The 19,275-nt window shown below is 54.5% G+C and carries 15 protein-coding genes; 3 read left to right on the top strand and 12 right to left on the bottom strand.

The window, feature by feature from the left end; genetic code table 11:
• Nucleotides 1–18: 18 nt before the first annotated feature.
• The 6 genes from leuE to grpE form a co-directional block, all read right to left on the bottom strand.
• Entirely contained in the window at nt 19–678 is a 660-nt protein-coding gene (leuE, locus tag GM154_RS13695; protein ID WP_010796798.1) for a leucine efflux protein LeuE, read from the bottom strand.
• Nucleotides 679–681: 3 nt separating this feature from the next.
• Nucleotides 682–1,818, bottom strand: coding sequence for a glutamine-hydrolyzing carbamoyl-phosphate synthase small subunit (carA, locus tag GM154_RS13690; protein WP_219652518.1), 1,137 nt, complete (start codon nt 1,816–1,818; stop codon nt 682–684).
• 255 nt (nt 1,819–2,073) lie between these two features.
• On the bottom strand, nt 2,074–2,880 hold the full coding sequence (dapB, locus tag GM154_RS13685) for a 4-hydroxy-tetrahydrodipicolinate reductase (RefSeq protein WP_219652517.1): 807 nt from the start codon (nt 2,878–2,880) through the stop codon (nt 2,074–2,076).
• A gap of 60 nt (nt 2,881–2,940) precedes the next feature.
• A complete protein-coding gene (gene dnaJ / locus GM154_RS13680) occupies nt 2,941–4,071 on the bottom strand; it encodes a molecular chaperone DnaJ (RefSeq protein ID WP_010796795.1) in 1,131 nt (376 codons plus the stop codon).
• Nucleotides 4,072–4,187: 116 nt separating this feature from the next.
• A complete protein-coding gene (gene dnaK, locus GM154_RS13675; RefSeq protein WP_219652516.1) occupies nt 4,188–6,113 on the bottom strand; it encodes a molecular chaperone DnaK in 1,926 nt (641 codons plus the stop codon).
• A 91-nt stretch (nt 6,114–6,204) separates the two neighbouring features.
• The gene (gene grpE / locus GM154_RS13670) at nt 6,205–6,774 is read right to left on the bottom strand and encodes a nucleotide exchange factor GrpE (protein WP_010796793.1); all 570 of its coding nucleotides are present in this window, start codon (nt 6,772–6,774) and stop codon (nt 6,205–6,207) included.
• Nucleotides 6,775–6,968: 194 nt separating this feature from the next.
• Here grpE and recN point away from each other — a divergent pair, with 194 nt between their 5' ends.
• Nucleotides 6,969–8,636 carry a DNA repair protein RecN gene (gene recN, locus GM154_RS13665; protein ID WP_219652515.1) on the top strand — a complete coding sequence of 556 codons (1,668 nt, stop codon included), beginning with the start codon at nt 6,969–6,971 and terminating at the stop codon, nt 8,634–8,636.
• Nucleotides 8,637–8,697: 61 nt separating this feature from the next.
• Here recN and fur read toward each other — a convergent pair whose 3' ends face one another.
• Entirely contained in the window at nt 8,698–9,102 is a 405-nt protein-coding gene (gene fur / locus GM154_RS13660) for a ferric iron uptake transcriptional regulator (protein WP_010796791.1), read from the bottom strand.
• A gap of 92 nt (nt 9,103–9,194) precedes the next feature.
• On the opposite strand from fur, the gene GM154_RS13655 reads away from it, so the two are divergent.
• Nucleotides 9,195–9,743 (top strand): outer membrane protein assembly factor BamE, encoded by a 549-nt coding sequence (locus GM154_RS13655; protein WP_010796790.1) that lies wholly within the window; start codon nt 9,195–9,197, stop codon nt 9,741–9,743.
• Between the two features lie 67 nt (nt 9,744–9,810).
• On the opposite strand, the gene GM154_RS13650 is transcribed toward GM154_RS13655, so the two are convergent.
• The 5 genes from GM154_RS13650 to GM154_RS13630 form a co-directional block, all read right to left on the bottom strand.
• On the bottom strand, nt 9,811–10,746 hold the full coding sequence (locus GM154_RS13650; RefSeq protein ID WP_219652514.1) for an NAD-dependent epimerase/dehydratase family protein: 936 nt from the start codon (nt 10,744–10,746) through the stop codon (nt 9,811–9,813).
• Complete coding sequence (locus GM154_RS13645; protein WP_010796788.1) at nt 10,739–11,638, bottom strand: sugar nucleotide-binding protein; 900 nt, start codon at nt 11,636–11,638, stop codon at nt 10,739–10,741. The genes GM154_RS13650 and GM154_RS13645 overlap by 8 nt, the downstream gene beginning before the upstream one ends.
• A 106-nt stretch (nt 11,639–11,744) precedes the next feature.
• Nucleotides 11,745–13,958, bottom strand: coding sequence for a YccS family putative transporter (yccS, locus tag GM154_RS13640; RefSeq protein WP_219652513.1), 2,214 nt, complete (start codon nt 13,956–13,958; stop codon nt 11,745–11,747).
• Nucleotides 13,959–14,209: 251 nt separating this feature from the next.
• Nucleotides 14,210–14,722: a single-stranded DNA-binding protein gene (ssb, locus tag GM154_RS13635; RefSeq protein ID WP_019366098.1), complete on the bottom strand. Its 513-nt coding sequence runs from the start codon at nt 14,720–14,722 to the stop codon at nt 14,210–14,212.
• Nucleotides 14,723–14,747: 25 nt separating this feature from the next.
• Nucleotides 14,748–16,136 carry an MFS transporter gene (locus GM154_RS13630; protein ID WP_219652512.1) on the bottom strand — a complete coding sequence of 463 codons (1,389 nt, stop codon included), beginning with the start codon at nt 16,134–16,136 and terminating at the stop codon, nt 14,748–14,750.
• Nucleotides 16,137–16,435: 299 nt separating this feature from the next.
• On the opposite strand from GM154_RS13630, the gene uvrA reads away from it, so the two are divergent.
• A complete protein-coding gene (gene uvrA / locus GM154_RS13625) occupies nt 16,436–19,270 on the top strand; it encodes an excinuclease ABC subunit UvrA (RefSeq protein ID WP_019366100.1) in 2,835 nt (944 codons plus the stop codon).
• Nucleotides 19,271–19,275 lie beyond the last annotated feature (5 nt).

Here is a 19,275-nt window from a genome sequence, read left to right as displayed (position 1 = left end):
GGATTCTCGTTGCAGTAATCAAGTCAGAGTTGCGGTCGCCAGCTTCACACCAAAGCCAACGAATAATGCGCCTACACCAGTATTGGCACTGGCGGCGAGCCGCTGCCGCTGGCGGAACCAGGCCGCCAAACGCACACCGGTAAAAATCAGAAAACTGAGGTATATCGCGCTAATCACTTCAAGAATCAGCCCGAGCACCCCGAATGCCAACCCTGGATGAGCGTACCCGGGATCGACAAACTGTATGAAGAAAGACACAAAGAACAAAATGGCCTTTGGATTCGACAAACTCAATAGAAGTGCCTTTCTAAAAGGCTTGTCGATGCCCTCTTCTTGAGTCTGCTGCTCAATGGGCGACAGGGGATAACGCCACTGACGCCAAGCGCCACGTAATATTCCTACACCTAGATACAGTAGATAAGCTGCGCCCAGGTACTTGAGTCCCATGAAAAACAGGGGCTCGGCTTTCAGGAGTGAGGCTACTCCCAACGCGGATAGCGTCATAAGCAACGCATCCCCAAAGAAGACGCCAAAGGCAGCACGATAACCGGCTGCCACGCCTCTTCTTGCAGAGGACGCCAGCACAAAGAGGGAGTTGGGACCGGGCAGCAATACGACGAAAATCACACCCGCTATATATGTCCAAAGGTCAGTGATACCCAACTCCGACCAAGCCATTTATTAACGCCGCCCCGCCATGGCATTGATGAAGCGATCAAACAGTGGCGCCACATCATGCGGCCCCGGACTTGCTTCCGGATGACCCTGGAAGCTGAACGCGACCTTATCAGTACGCTCGATGCCCTGGAGGGTACCGTCGAACAGCGACTTGTGAGTTGCACGAACGTTGCCCGGCAATGTCGCTTCATCTACAGCAAAACCGTGGTTTTGACTGGTGATCATCACAACACCCGTATCGAGGTCCTGCACCGGGTGGTTTGCACCATGGTGCCCGTTAGGCATTTTCACTGTACGCGCACCAGAGGCCAACGCTAAAAGCTGATGCCCCAAACAGATACCGAAAACGGGAATGTCTGTTTCGAGCACTTCCTGAATAGCCCGGACTGCATAATCACAAGGCTCAGGATCTCCCGGACCATTGGCTAGGAATATACCATCAGGATTTAACGCCAAGGCTTCGCTGGCTGGGGTTTGCGCGGGCAGAACAGTAATTCGGCAGCCGCGAGCAACCAACATCCTGAGGATGTTGTATTTGACACCGTAGTCAAACGCAACCACATGGTAAGGCAACTGGTCAGCCGGAATCTCTGGAGCACTATCTGTCTCCAGCCCCCAAACAGAGCGGCGCCATTCGTAGGACTGCTTGACGCTCACCTCTTTGGCAAGATCCATTCCCTTGAGGCCTGGGAACGCACGAGCTGCTTCAAGCGCCTGCGCCTCAGTGATGTCATCACCTGCAAGAATGCAGCCGTTTTGAGCGCCCTTTTCACGCAGAATCCGGGTCAGCTTGCGGGTATCAATTCCAGCAATGGCTACGGTCTGATTGGCACGAAGATAGTCAGGAAGTGACTGCTTGTTACGCCAGTTGCTGGCTACCAGGGGAAGATCACGAATAATCAGGCCGGAGGCCCATACCTGATTGGCCTCACTGTCTTCAGGTGTCGTACCGGTGTTGCCAATGTGAGGATAAGTAAGGGTTACGAGTTGCTTGGCATAGGAAGGATCGGTGAGGATTTCCTGATAGCCGGTCATAGCGGTATTAAACACCACCTCACCGACTGTAAGACCGTCGGCACCGATGGATTCTCCGTGGAAAATCGTGCCATCGGCAAGTGCGAGAATGGCTGGCTTAGTCAAGAGACCTCCCAAAATCTAGTCTGAAGAGGCAAACGCAGGTTGTAAAAAAGCGGGATGTGGTATGAACCGCATCCCGCTTTTTTATTAGATCATGCTGCGCTGGCTTTAGTGGACACACTAAAGCTGCATGATACGGAAATTACTTGAGCAAATCCACACTTATTGATGCAGCTCATCGCCTTAGATGCCAAAACGAAACTAGATAATCTAAAGCACTTCTAAGCGCATCCCATAAGTGCCTAGCGAAAAGATAACTCAACGCAGCCCTAAAACATCCTGCATATCGTAAAGGCCAGGCTCTTTCCCCTCCAACCACAGCGCCGCGCGGACCGCACCCTTTGCAAAGGTCATGCGACTTGACGCCTTGTGGGTAATCTCGACTCGCTCGCCCTCGGCAGCAAACAATACCGTATGGTCTCCAACCACATCGCCCGCCCGCACAGTAGCAAAACCAATTGTCTTGCGGTCACGTGCTCCGGTTTGACCTTCACGACCGTATACAGCCACCTCATTCAGATCTCGGCCCAAGGCCTGCGCAACGACTTCGCCCATACGCAACGCTGTACCGGAAGGAGCATCGACTTTATGCCGGTGGTGAGCCTCGACAACCTCAATGTCAACTTCATCTCCAAGCACACGAGCAGCCGTGTCAAGAAGCTTCAAACACAGGTTGACGCCTACACTGAAATTGGCTGCAAACACGATCGGAACCTGTTTACTCGCCTCCATGAGCATAAGTTTCTGCTCTGCAGTAAAGCCGGTGGTCCCAATGACCATGGCTTTGTCTGCCTGACGGCAATAAGTCAGATTCTGTAGCGTTACGGTTGGATGAGTAAAATCAATCAGCACATCGAACTCATCGGCAACCCGCGCCAGATCGCCAGATAAAGGCACACCGATACGACCAATGCCAGCCAACTCACCGGCATCCGCTCCAACCAAGGTACTGTCAGGACGATCCACCGCTGCCGTCAGTCCCGCCGCGCCACTGGTTTGCTGCACGGCTTCAACCAGCGTCTTACCCATGCGCCCGGCGGCGCCCATTACTGCTATACGTCGCATTGTTATGCTCCATGCCGCTAGCAACAGGCCGACACGCCGCCAGGCCTGTGCCCGCCTAGCTTATAGATCGTCGAAAAACCGCTTCATACCATCGAACCACCCACTGGCACGCGGCGAGTGCGAGCTATTGCCTTGAAGTGTATTACGGAACTCTTCGAGCAGCTCACGCTGGCGCTTGTCCAGATTAACAGGCGTCTCGACCACCACACGGCACATCAGATCACCCGCCCCCCCCCCGCGCACAGGCACAACACCCTTACCGCGCAAGCGGAACATTTTGCCTGTCTGGGTGGCTTCTGGAATCTTGAGCTTCACACGGCCGTCGAGCGTTGGCACCTCCAGCTCGCCTCCCAGCGCCGCATCGGCAAAGCTGATCGGCACTTCACAATAGAGATGCTTACCGTCACGCTGGAAGATGGCATGCTCACGAACGTTCACAACCACATATAGATCGCCGGCCGGCCCACCCATCGTTCCCGCCTCGCCCTCGCCAGAAAGGCGGATGCGGTCACCGGTATCAACACCTGCCGGAACCTTGACCGACAGCGTCTTCTGCTCTTCGATACGCCCCTGACCATGACAGGTCTGGCATGGCTCAGGAATGATCTTGCCAGTGCCATGACACCGCGGACAGGTCTGTTGAACCGAAAAGAAGCCTTGCTGCATGCGAACCTGACCAATACCACCACAGGTCGTACAGGTAGTTGGCGACGTGCCGGGCTTTGCACCGCTGCCATCACAGGTCTTACACCCGACCAGTGTCGGGACACGGATCGTGACATTAGTGCCACGTACAGCCTCTTCAAGGTCTAGATCCAGCGTATAACGCAGGTCTGCGCCACGCTGCGGACCACCACGTCCGCCTCCACGAGCGTTACCAAAGAAGTCACTAAACACATCGCCGAATATGTCAGAGAAGCTGGCGCCTGCCGCTCCGGCGCCGAAGCCACCAGCCCCCATGCTGGGATCAACCCCTGCATGCCCATATTGGTCGTATGCAGAGCGCTTACCCGCATCGGACAGCACTTCATAGGCCTCATTGGCCTCTTTGAATTTTTCCTCAGCGGCCTTATCGCCCGGATTACGGTCCGGGTGATATTTCATCGCAAGGCGCCTGTAAGCCTTTTTCAGGTCAGCATCACTAGCGCCACGCTCGACACCAAGAATCTCGTAATAATCACGCTTGGCCATAAGTTTCCTGCACCTTCATTTTTCAACCCTCCAGACACGCCAACGCGGGAGGCAGGCTCCCGCGCAGCGGATCAGGCAGGTCAAGTGACCTGCCGGGGCTCAAGCAAGCGCGAGGCTTACTTATTGTCCTTGACCTCTTCGAACTCGGCATCCACAACGTCATCGCCGGCAGGCTTGTCGCTGTTGGTATCTGCCTTGGCTGCGCCTTCTGCATTTGGAGCAGGCTGCTCAGCATACATCTTCTGAGCCAACGGAGCAGAAGCCTGAGACAAAGCGTTCATCTTGGCCTCGATGACCTCTTTGTCATCACCCTTCACCGCTGCTTCAAGCTCACCAAGCGCTTTTTCGATGGCCGCTTTTTCCTCAGCGCTCGCCTTGTCACCCGCTTCGGTAAGCATCTTGCGCGTGCCGTGCGCCAGCGCATCGCCCTGGTTACGTGCAGTTACCAGCTCTTCGAACTTACGGTCCTCATCAGCATTGGCCTCGGCATCACGAACCATCTGCTGGATCTCTTCTTCGGAAAGACCAGAAGACGCCTTGATGACAATGGACTGCTGCTTACCAGTGGCCTTGTCCTTGGCAGACACATGCAGAATGCCGTTGGCATCAATATCGAATGTGACCTCGATCTGCGGTACGCCACGGGGTGCTGGCGGAATCTCAGCCAAGTCAAACTTACCCAGGGACTTGTTCTGTGCAGCCTGCTTACGCTCACCCTGCAGCACATGAATAGTCACAGCGCTCTGGTTATCATCTGCCGTCGAGAACACCTGCGACTTTTTGGTTGGAATCGTAGTGTTTTTCTCGATCAGCGGAGTCATCACGCCGCCCATGGTTTCGATGCCCAGCGTCAGCGGACTTACGTCTAGTAGCAGAACATCTTTAACGTCACCTGCCAGAACGGCACCCTGAATCGCAGCGCCGATAGCTACCGCTTCGTCAGGATTGACATCTTTACGTGCTTCTTTGCCAAAGAACTCAGCTACACGCTTCTGAACCAGAGGCATACGCGTCTGACCACCAACCAGGATCACCTCATCGATGCTGGACACATCGATACCGGCATCCTTCAGTGCCGTGCGGCAGGGCTCGATGGTGCGCTCGACCAAGTCCTCAACCAGCGACTCCAGCTTGGCACGGGAGATCTTCACGTTCAGGTGCTTGGGGCCTGTTGCGTCTGCGGTAATGTACGGCAGGTTCACATCAGTCTGTTGAGCCGAAGAAAGCTCGATCTTGGCTTTCTCAGCAGCTTCTTTCAGACGCTGCATAGCTAGCGGATCACCCTTGAGGTTGATGCCGCTTTCTTTTTTGAATTCGTCTACCAGATAGTCGATCAGACGAATATCGAAGTCCTCACCACCCAGGAAGGTATCACCATTGGTCGCCAGTACTTCGAACTGGTGTTCCCCATCCACTTCCGCGATTTCAATCACGGACACGTCGAAGGTACCGCCACCCAGATCGTACACGATAACGGTGTGGTCGCCCTTGGCCTTGTCCAGGCCATACGCCAGCGCAGCAGCCGTCGGCTCGTTGATGATTCGCTTAACATCCAAGCCTGCGATACGACCGGCATCCTTGGTAGCCTGACGCTGGCTATCATTGAAGTAGGCCGGAACGGTAATTACCGCTTCGCTTACTGTCTCGCCCAGGTAATCCTCGGCGGTTTTCTTCATCTTCTTCAGCACTTCGGCAGAAATCTGCGGAGGAGCCATCTTCTGGCCCTTCACTTCTACCCACGCATCACCATTGTCTGCCTTGACGATGCTGTAAGGCACCATCTGGATATCTTTCTGTACCACATTCTCTTCGAAGCGGCGGCCGATCAGACGCTTGACGGCGTACAGCGTGTTTTGCGGGTTAGTCACCGCCTGACGCTTAGCAGGCTGACCTACCAGTGTTTCGCCATCGTTGGTGTAGGCAATAATGGACGGCGTGGTGCGAGCGCCTTCAGCGTTCTCAAGCACCTTTACATTGCCGTTTTCGAGGATGGCCACGCAGGAGTTGGTCGTCCCCAGGTCGATACCAATGATCTTACCCATGTTCACTCTCCAGAAATCTTGATTCCGTGCGATCCGTCTGCGGATCTTTTTTGCTCGGTTGTTTCACCAAATGGGGATCGAGCAGATTATTTCAAGCCTTTTCGTTAATTGTCGGCTGCTGACTCGAAGGCGCCTTGCTGACAACCACCATGGCCGGACGCAACAGGCGCCCATTGATGGAATAGCCCTTCTGGAAAACTTTCAGCACACTGCCCGGCTCGACATTGGCACTTTCCTCCATTGCCATAGCCTGGTGATGCTCTGGATTAAAGGGCGCACCATGCGGATCAATAACCTCTACCTGGTAACGCTTGAGCGTGTCCTGGAAAACCTTGAGCGTCAGCTCCATGCCTTCACGCATAGGGCGCAGCGCCTCGTTGTTGGCATCCGACATCTCAAGACCACGCTCAAGGCTATCGATCACAGCCAGTAAGTCGCCCGCGAATTTTTCCAAGGCAAACTTGTGCGCTTTCTCGACATCCTGCTCAGCGCGGCGACGGACGTTCTGCAACTCAGCTGCGCTACGCAGCATCTGATCTTGTGCAGCCGCTAGCTGCTCTTCCAATGACGCTACGCGAGCAGCCAGGTCATCTCCCTGAGAAGCCTGGGCGTCTTGATTGGTTTCAGGCTTTTGAATATCTGGATTTTGTTCGTCAGCCATGTCGTCCTCCTGTCGAATCAGTTGGCAGGCGAGGCGCCATATAAAGCGCTGCAAAGCCTGCGGTTCTGCCCGCTATATGGGGCCAGCATTTAAAGCTTCAAGGGTTGAGCTTATTGCCAGAACGAAAAGAAAAACTGTATAAATGAACACCACTGAATAAATAACCAGATCAACAGATTTCGGAGCCCACCCACATGCTGGTGCATCTGTCCGTCCGTAATTACGCGATTGTTGAACATCTCGATCTTGAACTTGAGCGTGGCATGACAGTGATTACCGGCGAAACGGGCGCCGGCAAATCGATCATGCTCGATGCGCTCGGCCTTACCATGGGCGACAGGGCAGATAGCGGCGTAGTACGCCCTGGCGCTGACAAGGCGGACATTCTGGCCACCTTTGATCTGAAACGCATCCCTGAGGCGCAGAGCTGGCTGGCTGAGCGAGACCTTGATAATGATGGGTTGTGTATTTTGCGCCGTGTTATCACAGCCGAAGGTCGCTCACGGGCCTATATCAACGGGTCGCCCTGCCCTCAAGGGGACCTTAAGGCATTGGGCAGCCTGCTCATCGACATCCATAGCCAGCATGAACATCAGTCTCTGCTGAAAACGGATACCCATCGTCGCTTGCTGGATGAATTTGCCGAGGCAAAAGAGCTAGCACGCCAGGTACAGTTGGCTTCACAGCGTTGGCGCCAGACCAAGCAAACCCTTGAGCGATTGTCGAGCAGCGGTGAAGAGCAACGGGCTCGCTATCAGCTGCTGAGCTATCAGCTTGAAGAGCTGGCAAATCTCGCTTTGAGCGAAGGGGAAATCGAAGCACTTGAACAAGAGCAGAAGACATTAGCCAGCGCAGAGCAGCTTCTTGTTGCCTGTCGTCAGGTCATCGACCTATGCAGCGAGGGCGAAGGCGGCAACGTCCTGTCGGCCCTGAACACAAGTACTCACCGCCTGGGCGGATTCAATCATGCGCCCAAAGCGCTCGAGGAAGCGACAAACCTAATTGGTTCGGCGCAGATACAGATCGAAGAAGCCGTCTCCGAGCTCAACCGCTTTATCGATAACTTCGAGGCCGATCCAGAGCGCCAACAGGTAGTACAGGAGCGCCTGGATGCTATCTACACCATGGCGCGTAAACATCGCGTACAGCCCGAAGAACTTGTTCACTTGCAGACACAGCTTCAGAGTGAACTCGAGTCGCTTAATGCTGATGATGCAGCGGTTGAGCGCCTCCAGGAAGAGCTAGCAGCGTATGCACGTCATTATCAAGAAAAGGCCAATGAACTGAGCGAACGGCGACAAACCCGTGCGCCCGAGTTGGCAGCAGCAGTAGAGACAGAGATGCAGCGCCTCGGCATGCCTGGCGGTCGTTTCTCTATTACGCTACAGCCTGAATCCTCAGACGACCTGCAACCTTACGGTCAAGAAACGGTGGAGTTTCGCGTAAGCGCAAACCCAGGTCAGCCGTTGAAAACTCTGGCTAAGGTAGCGTCAGGAGGCGAGCTGTCTCGTATCAGCTTGGCCATTCAGGTCATCACAGCCCAGACGTCACGCGTCCCTACGCTTGTATTCGACGAAGTGGATGTAGGGATCGGCGGGCCTACCGCTGAAATTGTAGGTCAATTGCTACGCCGCCTCGGCGAAGATGGACAGGTTTTAACCGTTACTCACCTGCCACAGGTAGCGGCTCAGGGGCATCACCACCTCTTTGTTCACAAGGAGCGTGGCGTCAGTGAAACACGGACGGCGGTTGCGATACTCGACAAACAACGCCGCATTGAGGAGGTGGCCCGCATGCTAGGAGGCATCGACCTGACGCGCGAATCCCTTGCGCATGCCAAAAAGATGGTTACAGCGAAATAACAGCGTTAAGACGAAACAAAAACAGCGGCAAAGGCCGCTGTTTTTTATTGCGCAGCAAGGCTTATTTTCTTTTTTTGACGTACAGCACAAGATTGTGATCGACCAGCTCATAGCCGTGCTCTTCAACAATCTCACGCTGGCGCTTTTCGATTGAGGCATCGGTGAACTCGATGACCTCGCCTGAGTCTACACACACCATGTGATCATGATGTCCCGTATCCGCCAGCTCAAACACGGCATGACCGCCATCGAAATTGTGGCGATCCACCAGTCCAGCGGCTTCAAACTGGGTCAATACACGATAAACAGTAGCGAGCCCGACATCCTCGCCGGCCTCCATTAACGCCTTGTATACATCTTCAGCACTCATATGGCGCTGACCGGCGGAATCCAGCATTTGCAGGATCTTGACCCTTGGAAGAGTCACTTTTAGCCCGGCTTTACGGAGCTCGTTATTTTCAACCATGTTCTTTCTCGGCTTCGAACGCTTCGCAGCACTTCGGAATGCAGGTATGATCAGAGTTCATTGCCTAGCAAGATAGTGGAAGTCTTCCCCCGATGCAAAACCTCAAGCTAACGCTGACCGGGCTTACCTTTCTGAGCCTCGCCACGCTCGCCGGATGTTCTTTTCCGGGGGTCTACAAAATTGATATCCAGCAGGGCAACGTTGTCACGCAGGACATGATAGACCAGCTTCGCCCAGGAATGACCCGACGACAAGTAAGGTTTATCATGGGGAGCCCCCTGATTACCGATACTTTTCACGCTAATCGCTGGGATTACCTCTATAGCATGCAGCCGGGTGGCGGTCAGCGCCAGCAGGAGCGTGTGAGCCTGGTTTTCGATGACAGCGATCATCTTGTAGGCCTCGCCGGCGACTTCAAACCGGGTGTTACCCGGGAGCAGGAAATCATGGGCACAGACGGTCAAACCGCTGCCCCAGAGACTTCCAGCCCAGCGGACCAGCCCGCTCAACAACAACCTCAGCAGCCGGTTGATCAACCGCCAGCACCTGGCTCAGTTGAAGAGCAGATCCAGCAGGAAATCGATAGAACACAGTCGACTCCAGTCCCTACGCCAGCCCCCATTGATACACAGAACGAATAGGTTCCATTATCTATTTCAAATAAAAAAAGCCCCGGTTGACGGGGCTTTTTTTATGGGAGCGCCATGGTTAGCTGTCTGTCTTTAACAACAGGCTCAGCCCCTCACGCATAGACGTAACGTGATCAAAAGTGAAATATGCCTTGAGACGCGAGTTATCTGCTTTTGAATGACGGATGTCACCCGCGCGTGTTGCTGCATGTGTGATCTTGGGAAGACCGCCTACTAAGTCGCCAACTTCCTGTAACAATTGATTCAGGCTAACGACCTGGCCGTGTCCTACGTTGACAGGCCCAACCACGGGTTCAACCCTTTCAAGACCTTGGACAATAAGCCCTACCAGATCGCCCACATATACAAAATCGCGGGTCTGCTCGCCATCGCCGTAAACGGTTATTGGCTCTCCCTGACGTGCTCGATCTGTAAAAATACTGATGACCCCCGAGTATGGTGAAGACGGATCCTGTCGAGGGCCATATATATTGAAGAACCGGAAGACGACCGGCTCCAGAGCGTGCTCACGGCGGTAGAAATCAAAGTAATACTCGCCAGCCAGCTTATCAGCTGCATAGGGCGTAAGCGGCGCCTTGGGCGTTTCCTCGGCAATGGCCTGTCCTTCTCCGTTCGGCCCATATACCGCAGCACTTGAGGCAAAAACCACACGGCGAACATGATGCTTGCGCATGGCTTCGCAGACATTCAACGTGCCTATAAAATTGCTCTGATGCGTACTAACCGGGTTGTCTACCGACGCCTGAACCGAGGCGACAGCTGCCAAATGCACAACAGCACAGCAACCTGTCATCGCTTGGTAGACCGTATCGGTATCGGCCACGTCCCCTTGAATGATTTCCAACCAAGCATTATCTGCTGGGAGATTGTCCCGTTTACCGGTAGAGAAATCGTCCAGTACCCGGACACGCTTACCTTTGGCTAGTAGCACATCAACCAGATGAGAACCGATGAACCCGGCTCCGCCCGTTATGAGAATTGGTTGCTCAGTCATGGCGACTTCCTGTTTGCCGATAATAACGGTCCAGCAAAGCGGACATTCCGCTACGCCAGTTACGCGGCTTGACGCCAAACGTGTTCAAAATCTTTCTGCAAGCTAACACTGCATTTTGCGGCTCTTCAGAAGCATCGAGAGTCGCGCCATGAGCTCTTGGCTCAAGGTTCGGCTCTGGCATCCCGTGCAGAGTCAGGGCCTCGGCAATAATCGCCTGTCCCAGCGTCAATTGAGTAACAGCCTCAATACCGCCGTAATGATAGGTCCCCCACAGAGGAGCACTACAATCCAGTTGCTTGATGACGGCTAGGATAACCCGCCCGGCGTCATCGACAGGGGTTGGGCTTCCACGACGGTCATCAGCAAGCGGCATCAATTGCCCTACCTCAGCCCGCGACAGGAAACGGTCCAGTTCACCTTGCGGGCTTTCATCCAGAAGCCATCCCAATCGCAACAGAACATGCTGGGGGCACAAGGCACGTACTGTTTGCTCTATAGTCAATAGCGCCTGTCCGCGCACACCAAGAGGATTGGGCTCATCTTTCTCGCTATACGCACTCGCTCTACTCCCATCGAAAACACGGTAGCTGGAGGGCTGTATCAAGGCAATTGAGTAATGCTGGCAGAGTTCAGCCAGCCGCTCGATAGCGCTGGCCTGCCGAGAGAGCTGGTCATCATCGACATGCTCGGCCTGAAACCAGTCGAAATAATAGGCCAGGTTGATAATTACATCGGGACGGGTGTCATCAAGCAACTGAGTCAGGTGGCTGGCGTTCCAGCCCTGCGCTGGCGGACGAGGTGCAAGAAAGTGAATATCTTCTTCAGCACCCAGACGGATCAGCGCCTGACCCAGGGCATTACCGCCGCCCAACAGCATGAGGCGCATGCGCATGGAGTTCGGGTATCTTCCAAAATCTAATCATAAATGGCGTGCCTGAAAACAGGCACGCCGACAGTGTCATCATTGTGCAGCATAGCGGAAGCTTTCGTCATCCGCGTCAGGATGGGACAGCCTCAACGGTTGTCTCATCTTCGGTATTTTCTTTTGGTGCACGTAGCACATAGGCCGCTGCGCTCTTGAGATTGGGTAGCAGACGGCTGATCAAGGCCAATTGGGTCAGTACCAGACGATGCCCATCGTCAAGATCATCCGGAAACTGCTCCAGCTCATCAGCCAAGGCATTTTCTTCTTCTGCCGTAGGCACCAGAGAACGCCGCTCATTGAGCGCTTGGGCTATTTCAAGCAGCCCTGCGCTCAAGCGGTCCATGGCTTTTTCAATCAGGACATCTACGGGATGCTCAGCCAGCTGTATACGGTGAGCCCCTAATGCTGAGAGATAACCCAACAAGGTATTGGATAACGCCAGAAAGCGAAACCCTGCCTCTAAATTACGGCGAAAATGCCCAGGCTCTCGCAACATGTTAGCCAGTGCTGCCGATAACGTCGCGTCTGCGTTGTGTACGTTACGCCGCGCCACCCGGTAGTTCAGATCATCCCGCTTGCCGTGGCGATACTGGTCGATAACGCTACGCAGGTAGTTATTGCTGGTCAGCAGTGTGTTGGCCATCACCTGATGCAAGCGTCTTCCCTGCCAGTCGGGCAAGATAAAGAAGACAGCCAATACTGCAATTAGGCAACCGATAAGGGTATCGAGCAGACGCGGCCAGATCAGGCCGAAACCATCGCCCACCTGGTTGAAGCAGAACAGCACCATGACCGTGATAGCCGCTGTGGCGATGGTATATCGATCGGTCCGGGTCACGAAAAAGACCGTACCTGCGATAACCGCCAACGACAGCTGAGCCTCGGTACTGCCAAAAAGCTGCAGCAAGGCATTTCCCAACAATAGACCTATGACGGTACCCACTATTCGCTGAACCAGGCGCACCCGTGTAGCGCCATAATTTGGACGGCATACGAAAACAGTCGTGAGCAATATCCAATAGCCGTAGTTCGGGTGAATCAGATGCAAGATGCCATAGCCGGCAGCGAGAGCAATAGCCATTCTCAGCCCATGGCGAAACAGAAGCGATGTTGGCGTAAGTTGCAGCCGTATGCGTTGCAACATGTCCTTGAGGGAGCGCGGCGTTGGATCAAGCAGGCTGGTATCCAACTCTCCTATATTGACATCAGGCTGGCTGGCATTGGAAAGCTGGCGCTCCAGAGTCGTCAGATTGGTGGATAACGAATCCAGAGAACGTAACAGCCCACGCCAACGGGGGTTGTTCTGCTGTTTGAGGTGTTCGATCGATGCGTGCAGGTCAGCCATAGCCTGATGACTCTGCTGGCCATACTCAAAGGGCTGCCGCAATCGAATAGCCTCACCTAGCAAGGCACAAGCCTTTGCCTGCAGACTCAGCAACCGCTGGCAACGAAACAGTACATCGCTATGGAAAAACGCCTCGGTCAATGCGCTATAAGGATAATGGGAAGAGCTGGCCCGCTCGTGAATATCCTGAGCCATGAAATAGAGCTTGAAATAGAACCCCGAACGTACGCCTGGTCTACCTGAGCGGCCAAAGCGAATCAGAATAGTGGCCTTGGCCTTGTTCAGTGCATCGACAACACGCCCATTCTGCTGCGCCAGTTTCAAACGGCGCTCATGGAGATCTACCTGACGCACCGGCTCAAGCAGATCAGCCTTGTAGCGTAGAAAGAGACCCAGTTCATAATACAAAGCTGCTAGGTGCTGCCGCACCGGCTGATGTGCAAACAAGGCACACCATAGCACCGATAGAAAGCCGTACCACGTGGCGCCCGCCAACAAAAGCGCGGGCTCATGCCAGATCAGCACCTCGCCTCCAAGCCGCTGATCCACGCCTATCATTCCGTAGATGGACAAGATCACTGTTGCTTGGGCTATTGAGCCATACCGCTCGCCAAGCGCGCCCAGCAACGTCAACAAGAATGTAGCCAGCGCCAGCCCGCAGACAAAGACCCAAGGATAAGGGAACAGTATCTCCACAGAAAACGCAGCGATAGTAAAGCAGACCAGCGTTACCAGCAGGGACTTCAGTCGTCCCAGCCAATTGTCATCGGTCTCGGCCAGGGCACTGGCAATAATTCCGAGAAAGACAGGAGAAATGGAGCGTAGATCCCCTAGATACCAGCATACGGCCATAGCCCCTGTCAGGGCGACAAACACACGAACACTGTAGCTGGCCTTATCATGGGCCCACAAATGACGCAGAGGTTTGCCGAATAAAGTCATAGTGAGGCTTCGTTAGCTCCGTTGTGCCTCTTCAGCGAGGCTGTTACTAATAGACGCTGGGCAAAGAGGAAAAGACATCCTACAGATGAAAGTGTTTTTATTGTTTCCAGGCCAATCCACCAATACAAGGACAAGCAGCCCCAAAGATCGGCTCGAACAGGAATAACTGAAGCACACGTCTTGAGCGGTAAAAATAAAAAAGCCCAACTCTTTCAAGTCGGGCTTTTCGTTCAGAACCAGCTCAATACGTATCAGAACGGGATATCGTCATCAAAGCTATCGTAGTCTGGTGCCGGCTGCTGTGGCGCAGGTGCCGGACGGTTTTCACGCTGAGGCGCCGCAGCTTGCTGGGGACGAGGTGCCCGAGGCGCCTGTTGAGTCTGATTGTATTCATCGCCACCACCAGCAGACGCGCCACCACGGCCGCCCAGGAGCTGCATGGTACCGTTGATATCCACCACGATCTCGGTGGTATAGCGGTCCTGTCCGTCCTGGCCCTGCCACTTACGGGTGCGCAAGCTACCTTCCACATAGACCTGTGAGCCTTTACGCAGGTATTCCCCAGCAATTTCAGCCAACTTGCCAAAGAAAACCACGCGGTGCCACTCGGTACGCTCTTGCTGCTGGCCGGTCTGCTTGTCTTTCCAGCTATCACTGGTTGCCAGCGTGACATTGGTCACTGCATTGCCATTGGGCATATAACGAGTTTCCGGGTCGCCGCCGACGTTCCCGACCAGGATTACTTTATTAACACCACGAGCCATTTACTTCTCCTGAAATCTTTATCAATCAATAAGCTGCCGGCGCGGGATTTACCAACCGCTCCAAGGCCTCACGATTGACCTGTTTGGTATCTATTTTAACGTAGACCGCAGCTTCTTCCGCTACGACTACCGCGTCGGTAACGCCGGGCAAAGCCATTAGCCTATCAGTCAATGCCGCATCCTGGGCAACGGATGGTGCCAACGGCATGCGCAGACTGGTGACATAAGGGGGTTCGCGCATCGTAACAGCTATTAGCAGCCAAACGACACAAAGCGCCGCACACCCTAGAAAAACGGTATTCAACCCCCCATGCTGGAACAGCCAGCCGCCCAGAATGCCACCGGCCGCCGAACCTAGAAACTGACTGGTGGAATAGATGCCCATTGCCGTCCCCTTTCCTCCAGCAGGGGCCACCTTGCTTACTAGCGAGGGCAGTGAAGCTTCCAACAGATTAAAGGCAGCAAAGAACACAACGATGCCAATTACCAGTGCCGTCAGACTTTCATCAAAGGCAAAGAAAAACAGCTCACACAAAGCCAGTACCGCAATAGCGCCCACGAGCACCCGCTTCATCTGCCGCTTCTTTTCGCCATAGATGATAAAGGGCACCATGGCAAAGAACCCTACGACCAAGGCAGTCAGATAAACCCACCAGTGCTGCTCCTTGGGCAACCCGGCATGCTCAGCCAGCGCCAATGGCAGCGCTACAAAGCTGGACATCAGCACGGCATGCAATACGCCAATGCCAAGGTCCAGGCGCAAAAGGTCCTTGTTGCGCAACGTTTTGCCTAATGCCTGTTTGGCAACACTGGACTCGCGATGTTGCATGACGCGCGACCCCTTGGGCACGAGGAAAAGAATCAACAGGAGTCCAATCAGCGCCAGCGCAGAAGTCGCCCAGAAGAGACCTGACAAACCAAACGAGCGCGTCAGCAGAGGACCGGACACCATTGCAACCGCAAAGGACACGCCAATACTCATTCCAATGGTAGCCATGGCCTTCGTACGATGCTGTTCGCGAGTCAGATCGGACAGCAGTGCCATCACGGCGGCAGAAATAGCTCCGCCCCCTTGAATGACACGACCCAGAATAACACCCCATATGCTGTGCGCATTAGCAGCCACTGCAGCACCTGCAGCAAACACCAGCAGGCCGGCAATGATAACCGGCCGCCGACCAATACGATCAGAAAGCGTACCGAAGGGAATTTGCAGTACAGCCTGGGTCAAACCATAAGCACCGATTGCCAAACCGATGAGGGCTGGCGTCGCATCTGCCAGCTCCTGACCATAGGTGGCCAGCACCGGTAACACCATGAACATACCAAGCATGCGAAAGGCAAACACAAGGGCCAGTCCGACCGCCGCGCGGCGCTCTAAAGCGCTCATGCGGTCGCTGAGCTTATCGTGCATGAATACTCCTCTTGTCGGCACCTCAAAATTCATCGTGCCGGATAACTTTAAAAATAGCGAAAGAATGACCACATATAGGAAAGCGGGACGAAGCCCAAGCATGCCGACTTATACCCCAGACATGCTGTCCCTTGGCTGTACCGTTGCCAATTTGGCAACGCGGCAATTACTGCTGAAGAGCACTCACAATTTTACCAGTCTTGACCTGTCCGGCACAGGCGCGACGTTTCGACGCGCACCCGGCCGACGTCGTACAATTGCGGGTTCTCAGATGCCCGCCAAGCGAGGCCATAACATACGTGGATAAGATCCTTATCCGTGGGGCGCGAACCCACAATCTAAAAAATTTCGACCTTACCCTACCCCGCGATCAGCTCATCGTCATTACAGGCTTGTCCGGCTCGGGCAAATCGTCTCTGGCATTCGATACGCTTTATGCCGAAGGGCAGCGCCGCTACGTCGAATCATTATCGGCTTACGCTCGCCAATTCCTGTCAATGATGGAAAAGCCTGAGGTCGATAGCATAGAAGGCTTATCACCTGCGATTTCCATTGAGCAGAAGTCTACCTCGCACAACCCTCGCTCAACGGTAGGGACTATCACCGAGATCTACGATTACCTGCGCCTGCTTTACGCGCGTGTAGGCACGCCACGGTGTCCCGATCACGACGTGCCTCTGGAAGCACAGACCGTCAGTCAGATGGTCGATCAGGTCGTCAGCATGCCGGAAGGTCGCCGCCTTATGTTGCTGGCTCCTGTCATCCGTGAGCGCAAGGGTGAGCATCAGGCTATCTTCGAAGAGATGCGTGCGCAGGGCTTTGTTCGTGCCCGGGTAGATGGTCGCCTGTACGAATTAGACGACCTGCCCAAACTAGACAAGCAAAAAAAGCACACCATCGAAATCGTGGTCGATCGCTTTAAAGTACGCGGCGACATCCAGCAGCGCTTGGCAGAATCGTTTGAGACAGCGCTTAAACTGGCCGATGATATTGCTGTAATCGCTCCCTTGGAGGGCGAGGACGGTGAAGAAGTGCTCTTTTCAGCTCGCTTCTCCTGCCCGATTTGCGGATTCTCCATCGGTGAGCTTGAGCCCAAGCTATTCTCGTTCAACAACCCGGCCGGTGCCTGCCCTACCTGTGACGGCCTAGGCGTTAGGCAGTTTTTCGATGCACGCCGGGTTGTAAATAGCGAGCTTTCCCTGGCAGAAGGGGCCGTACGCGGGTGGGATCGCCGCAACGTCTATTACTTCCAAATGCTGGGTTCACTCGCAGCCCATTACGGCTTCAGCCTTGAAGAACCCTTTAAGAACCTCAGCGCCAACCATCAGAAAGCGGTGCTCAACGGCTCTGGTCGTGAGGGCGTAGAGTTTCGCTATCTCAACGATCGCGGAGACATCGTCAAGCGCTCTCACCCATTCGAAGGCATTCTGCCGAATCTGGAGCGACGCTATCGTGAAACCGAATCACAAAGCGTACGGGACGAGTTGGCCAAATACCTGAGCACACAGCCGTGTTCGGAGTGTAATGGTACACGTCTGCGCCGTGAGTCACGTCACGTATGGGTCGGGGACAAAACGCTACCTGCCGTGACGCGCTTACCGGTAGGAGATGCAACCAGCTACTTTGCGGACCTGACCCTGGCCGGACATAAAGGCCAGATCGCAGACAAGATTCTCAAGGAAATCCGCGAGCGCTTGCAGTTCCTGGTCAATGTAGGACTGGACTACCTCACCCTGGACCGCAGCGCCGACACACTTTCCGGGGGCGAGGCTCAACGTATTCGCCTCGCCAGCCAGATTGGCGCAGGCCTTGTCGGGGTCATGTACATTCTTGATGAGCCTTCTATTGGCCTGCATCAACGGGACAACGAACGCCTGTTAGGAACACTTACGCACCTGCGTAACCTGGGCAATACTGTCATCGTCGTAGAGCACGATGAGGATGCAATCCGCCTTGCCGATTATGTTGTAGATATTGGCCCAGGGGCAGGCGTACACGGTGGCCAGATCATTGCCCAAGGTACACCGGCAGAAGTCATGGCACACCCAGAGTCCGTAACGGGTATGTATCTTTCAGGACGAAAGAAAATCGTCGTGCCTGCCGAGCGCACCAAGCGTGACAAGAAGAAAGAACTGGTCATTAAAGGTGCCCGCGGCAATAACCTACAGAACGTTGAGCTGCGTATTCCAGTAGGCTTGTTCACATGCATTACAGGTGTTTCAGGCTCAGGCAAGTCAACCCTCATCAATAATACCCTGTTCCCTATTACAGCTACCGCACTCAACGGCGCCACTACACTGGAAGTAGCACCTTATGATTCGTTCGATGGCCTGCAGCATATCGACAAAGTTGTCGATATCGACCAAAGCCCTATTGGACGCACTCCTCGATCAAACCCGGCGACTTATACGGGCATTTTCACACCCATACGTGAGCTGTTCGCGGGTGTGCCAGAGGCGCGCTCCAGAGGATACGGGCCGGGCCGCTTCTCCTTTAACGTGAAAGGTGGCCGCTGTGAGGCGTGTCAGGGTGACGGCGTTATCAAGGTAGAGATGCACTTCTTGCCCGACATTTATGTGTCATGCGATGTCTGTAAAGGTAAGCGCTACAACCGTGAAACACTTGAGGTCAAATACAAGGGTAAGACCATCACAGAGGTGTTGGACATGACCATCGAAGAAGCGCGTGAGTTCTTTGATGCAGTGCCTGCCCTGGCGCGTAAGCTTCAAACCCTGATGGATGTCGGCCTGTCCTATATCCGCCTGGGCCAAAGCGCAACCACGCTCTCTGGTGGAGAAGCACAGCGCGTCAAACTGGCTCGGGAGCTATCCAAGCGTGATACAGGCAAGACACTCTATATCCTTGACGAACCCACAACCGGTCTTCACTTTGCGGATATCCAGCAATTGCTTGACGTACTTCACCGCCTACGTGACCACGGCAATACCGTCGTAGTGATCGAGCATAACCTGGATGTTATCAAGACGGCAGACTGGCTGGTGGACCTAGGACCTGAAGGCGGCTCGAAGGGCGGTCAGATCATCGCGACAGGTACACCAGAAGACGTAGCCGAGAATCCAGCCTCGCATACCGGACGGTTTCTGCAACCATTGCTGGAGCGTGACCGAGCGTGATGCCC

Source organism: Pseudomonas sp. MAG002Y (genome assembly GCF_019400845.1).
Taxonomy (GTDB): Bacteria; Pseudomonadota; Gammaproteobacteria; order Pseudomonadales; family Pseudomonadaceae; genus Chryseomonas; species Chryseomonas luteola.
Note: the sequence above shows the minus strand (reverse complement) of the source record. Positions and strands in the feature narration are given on the sequence as shown.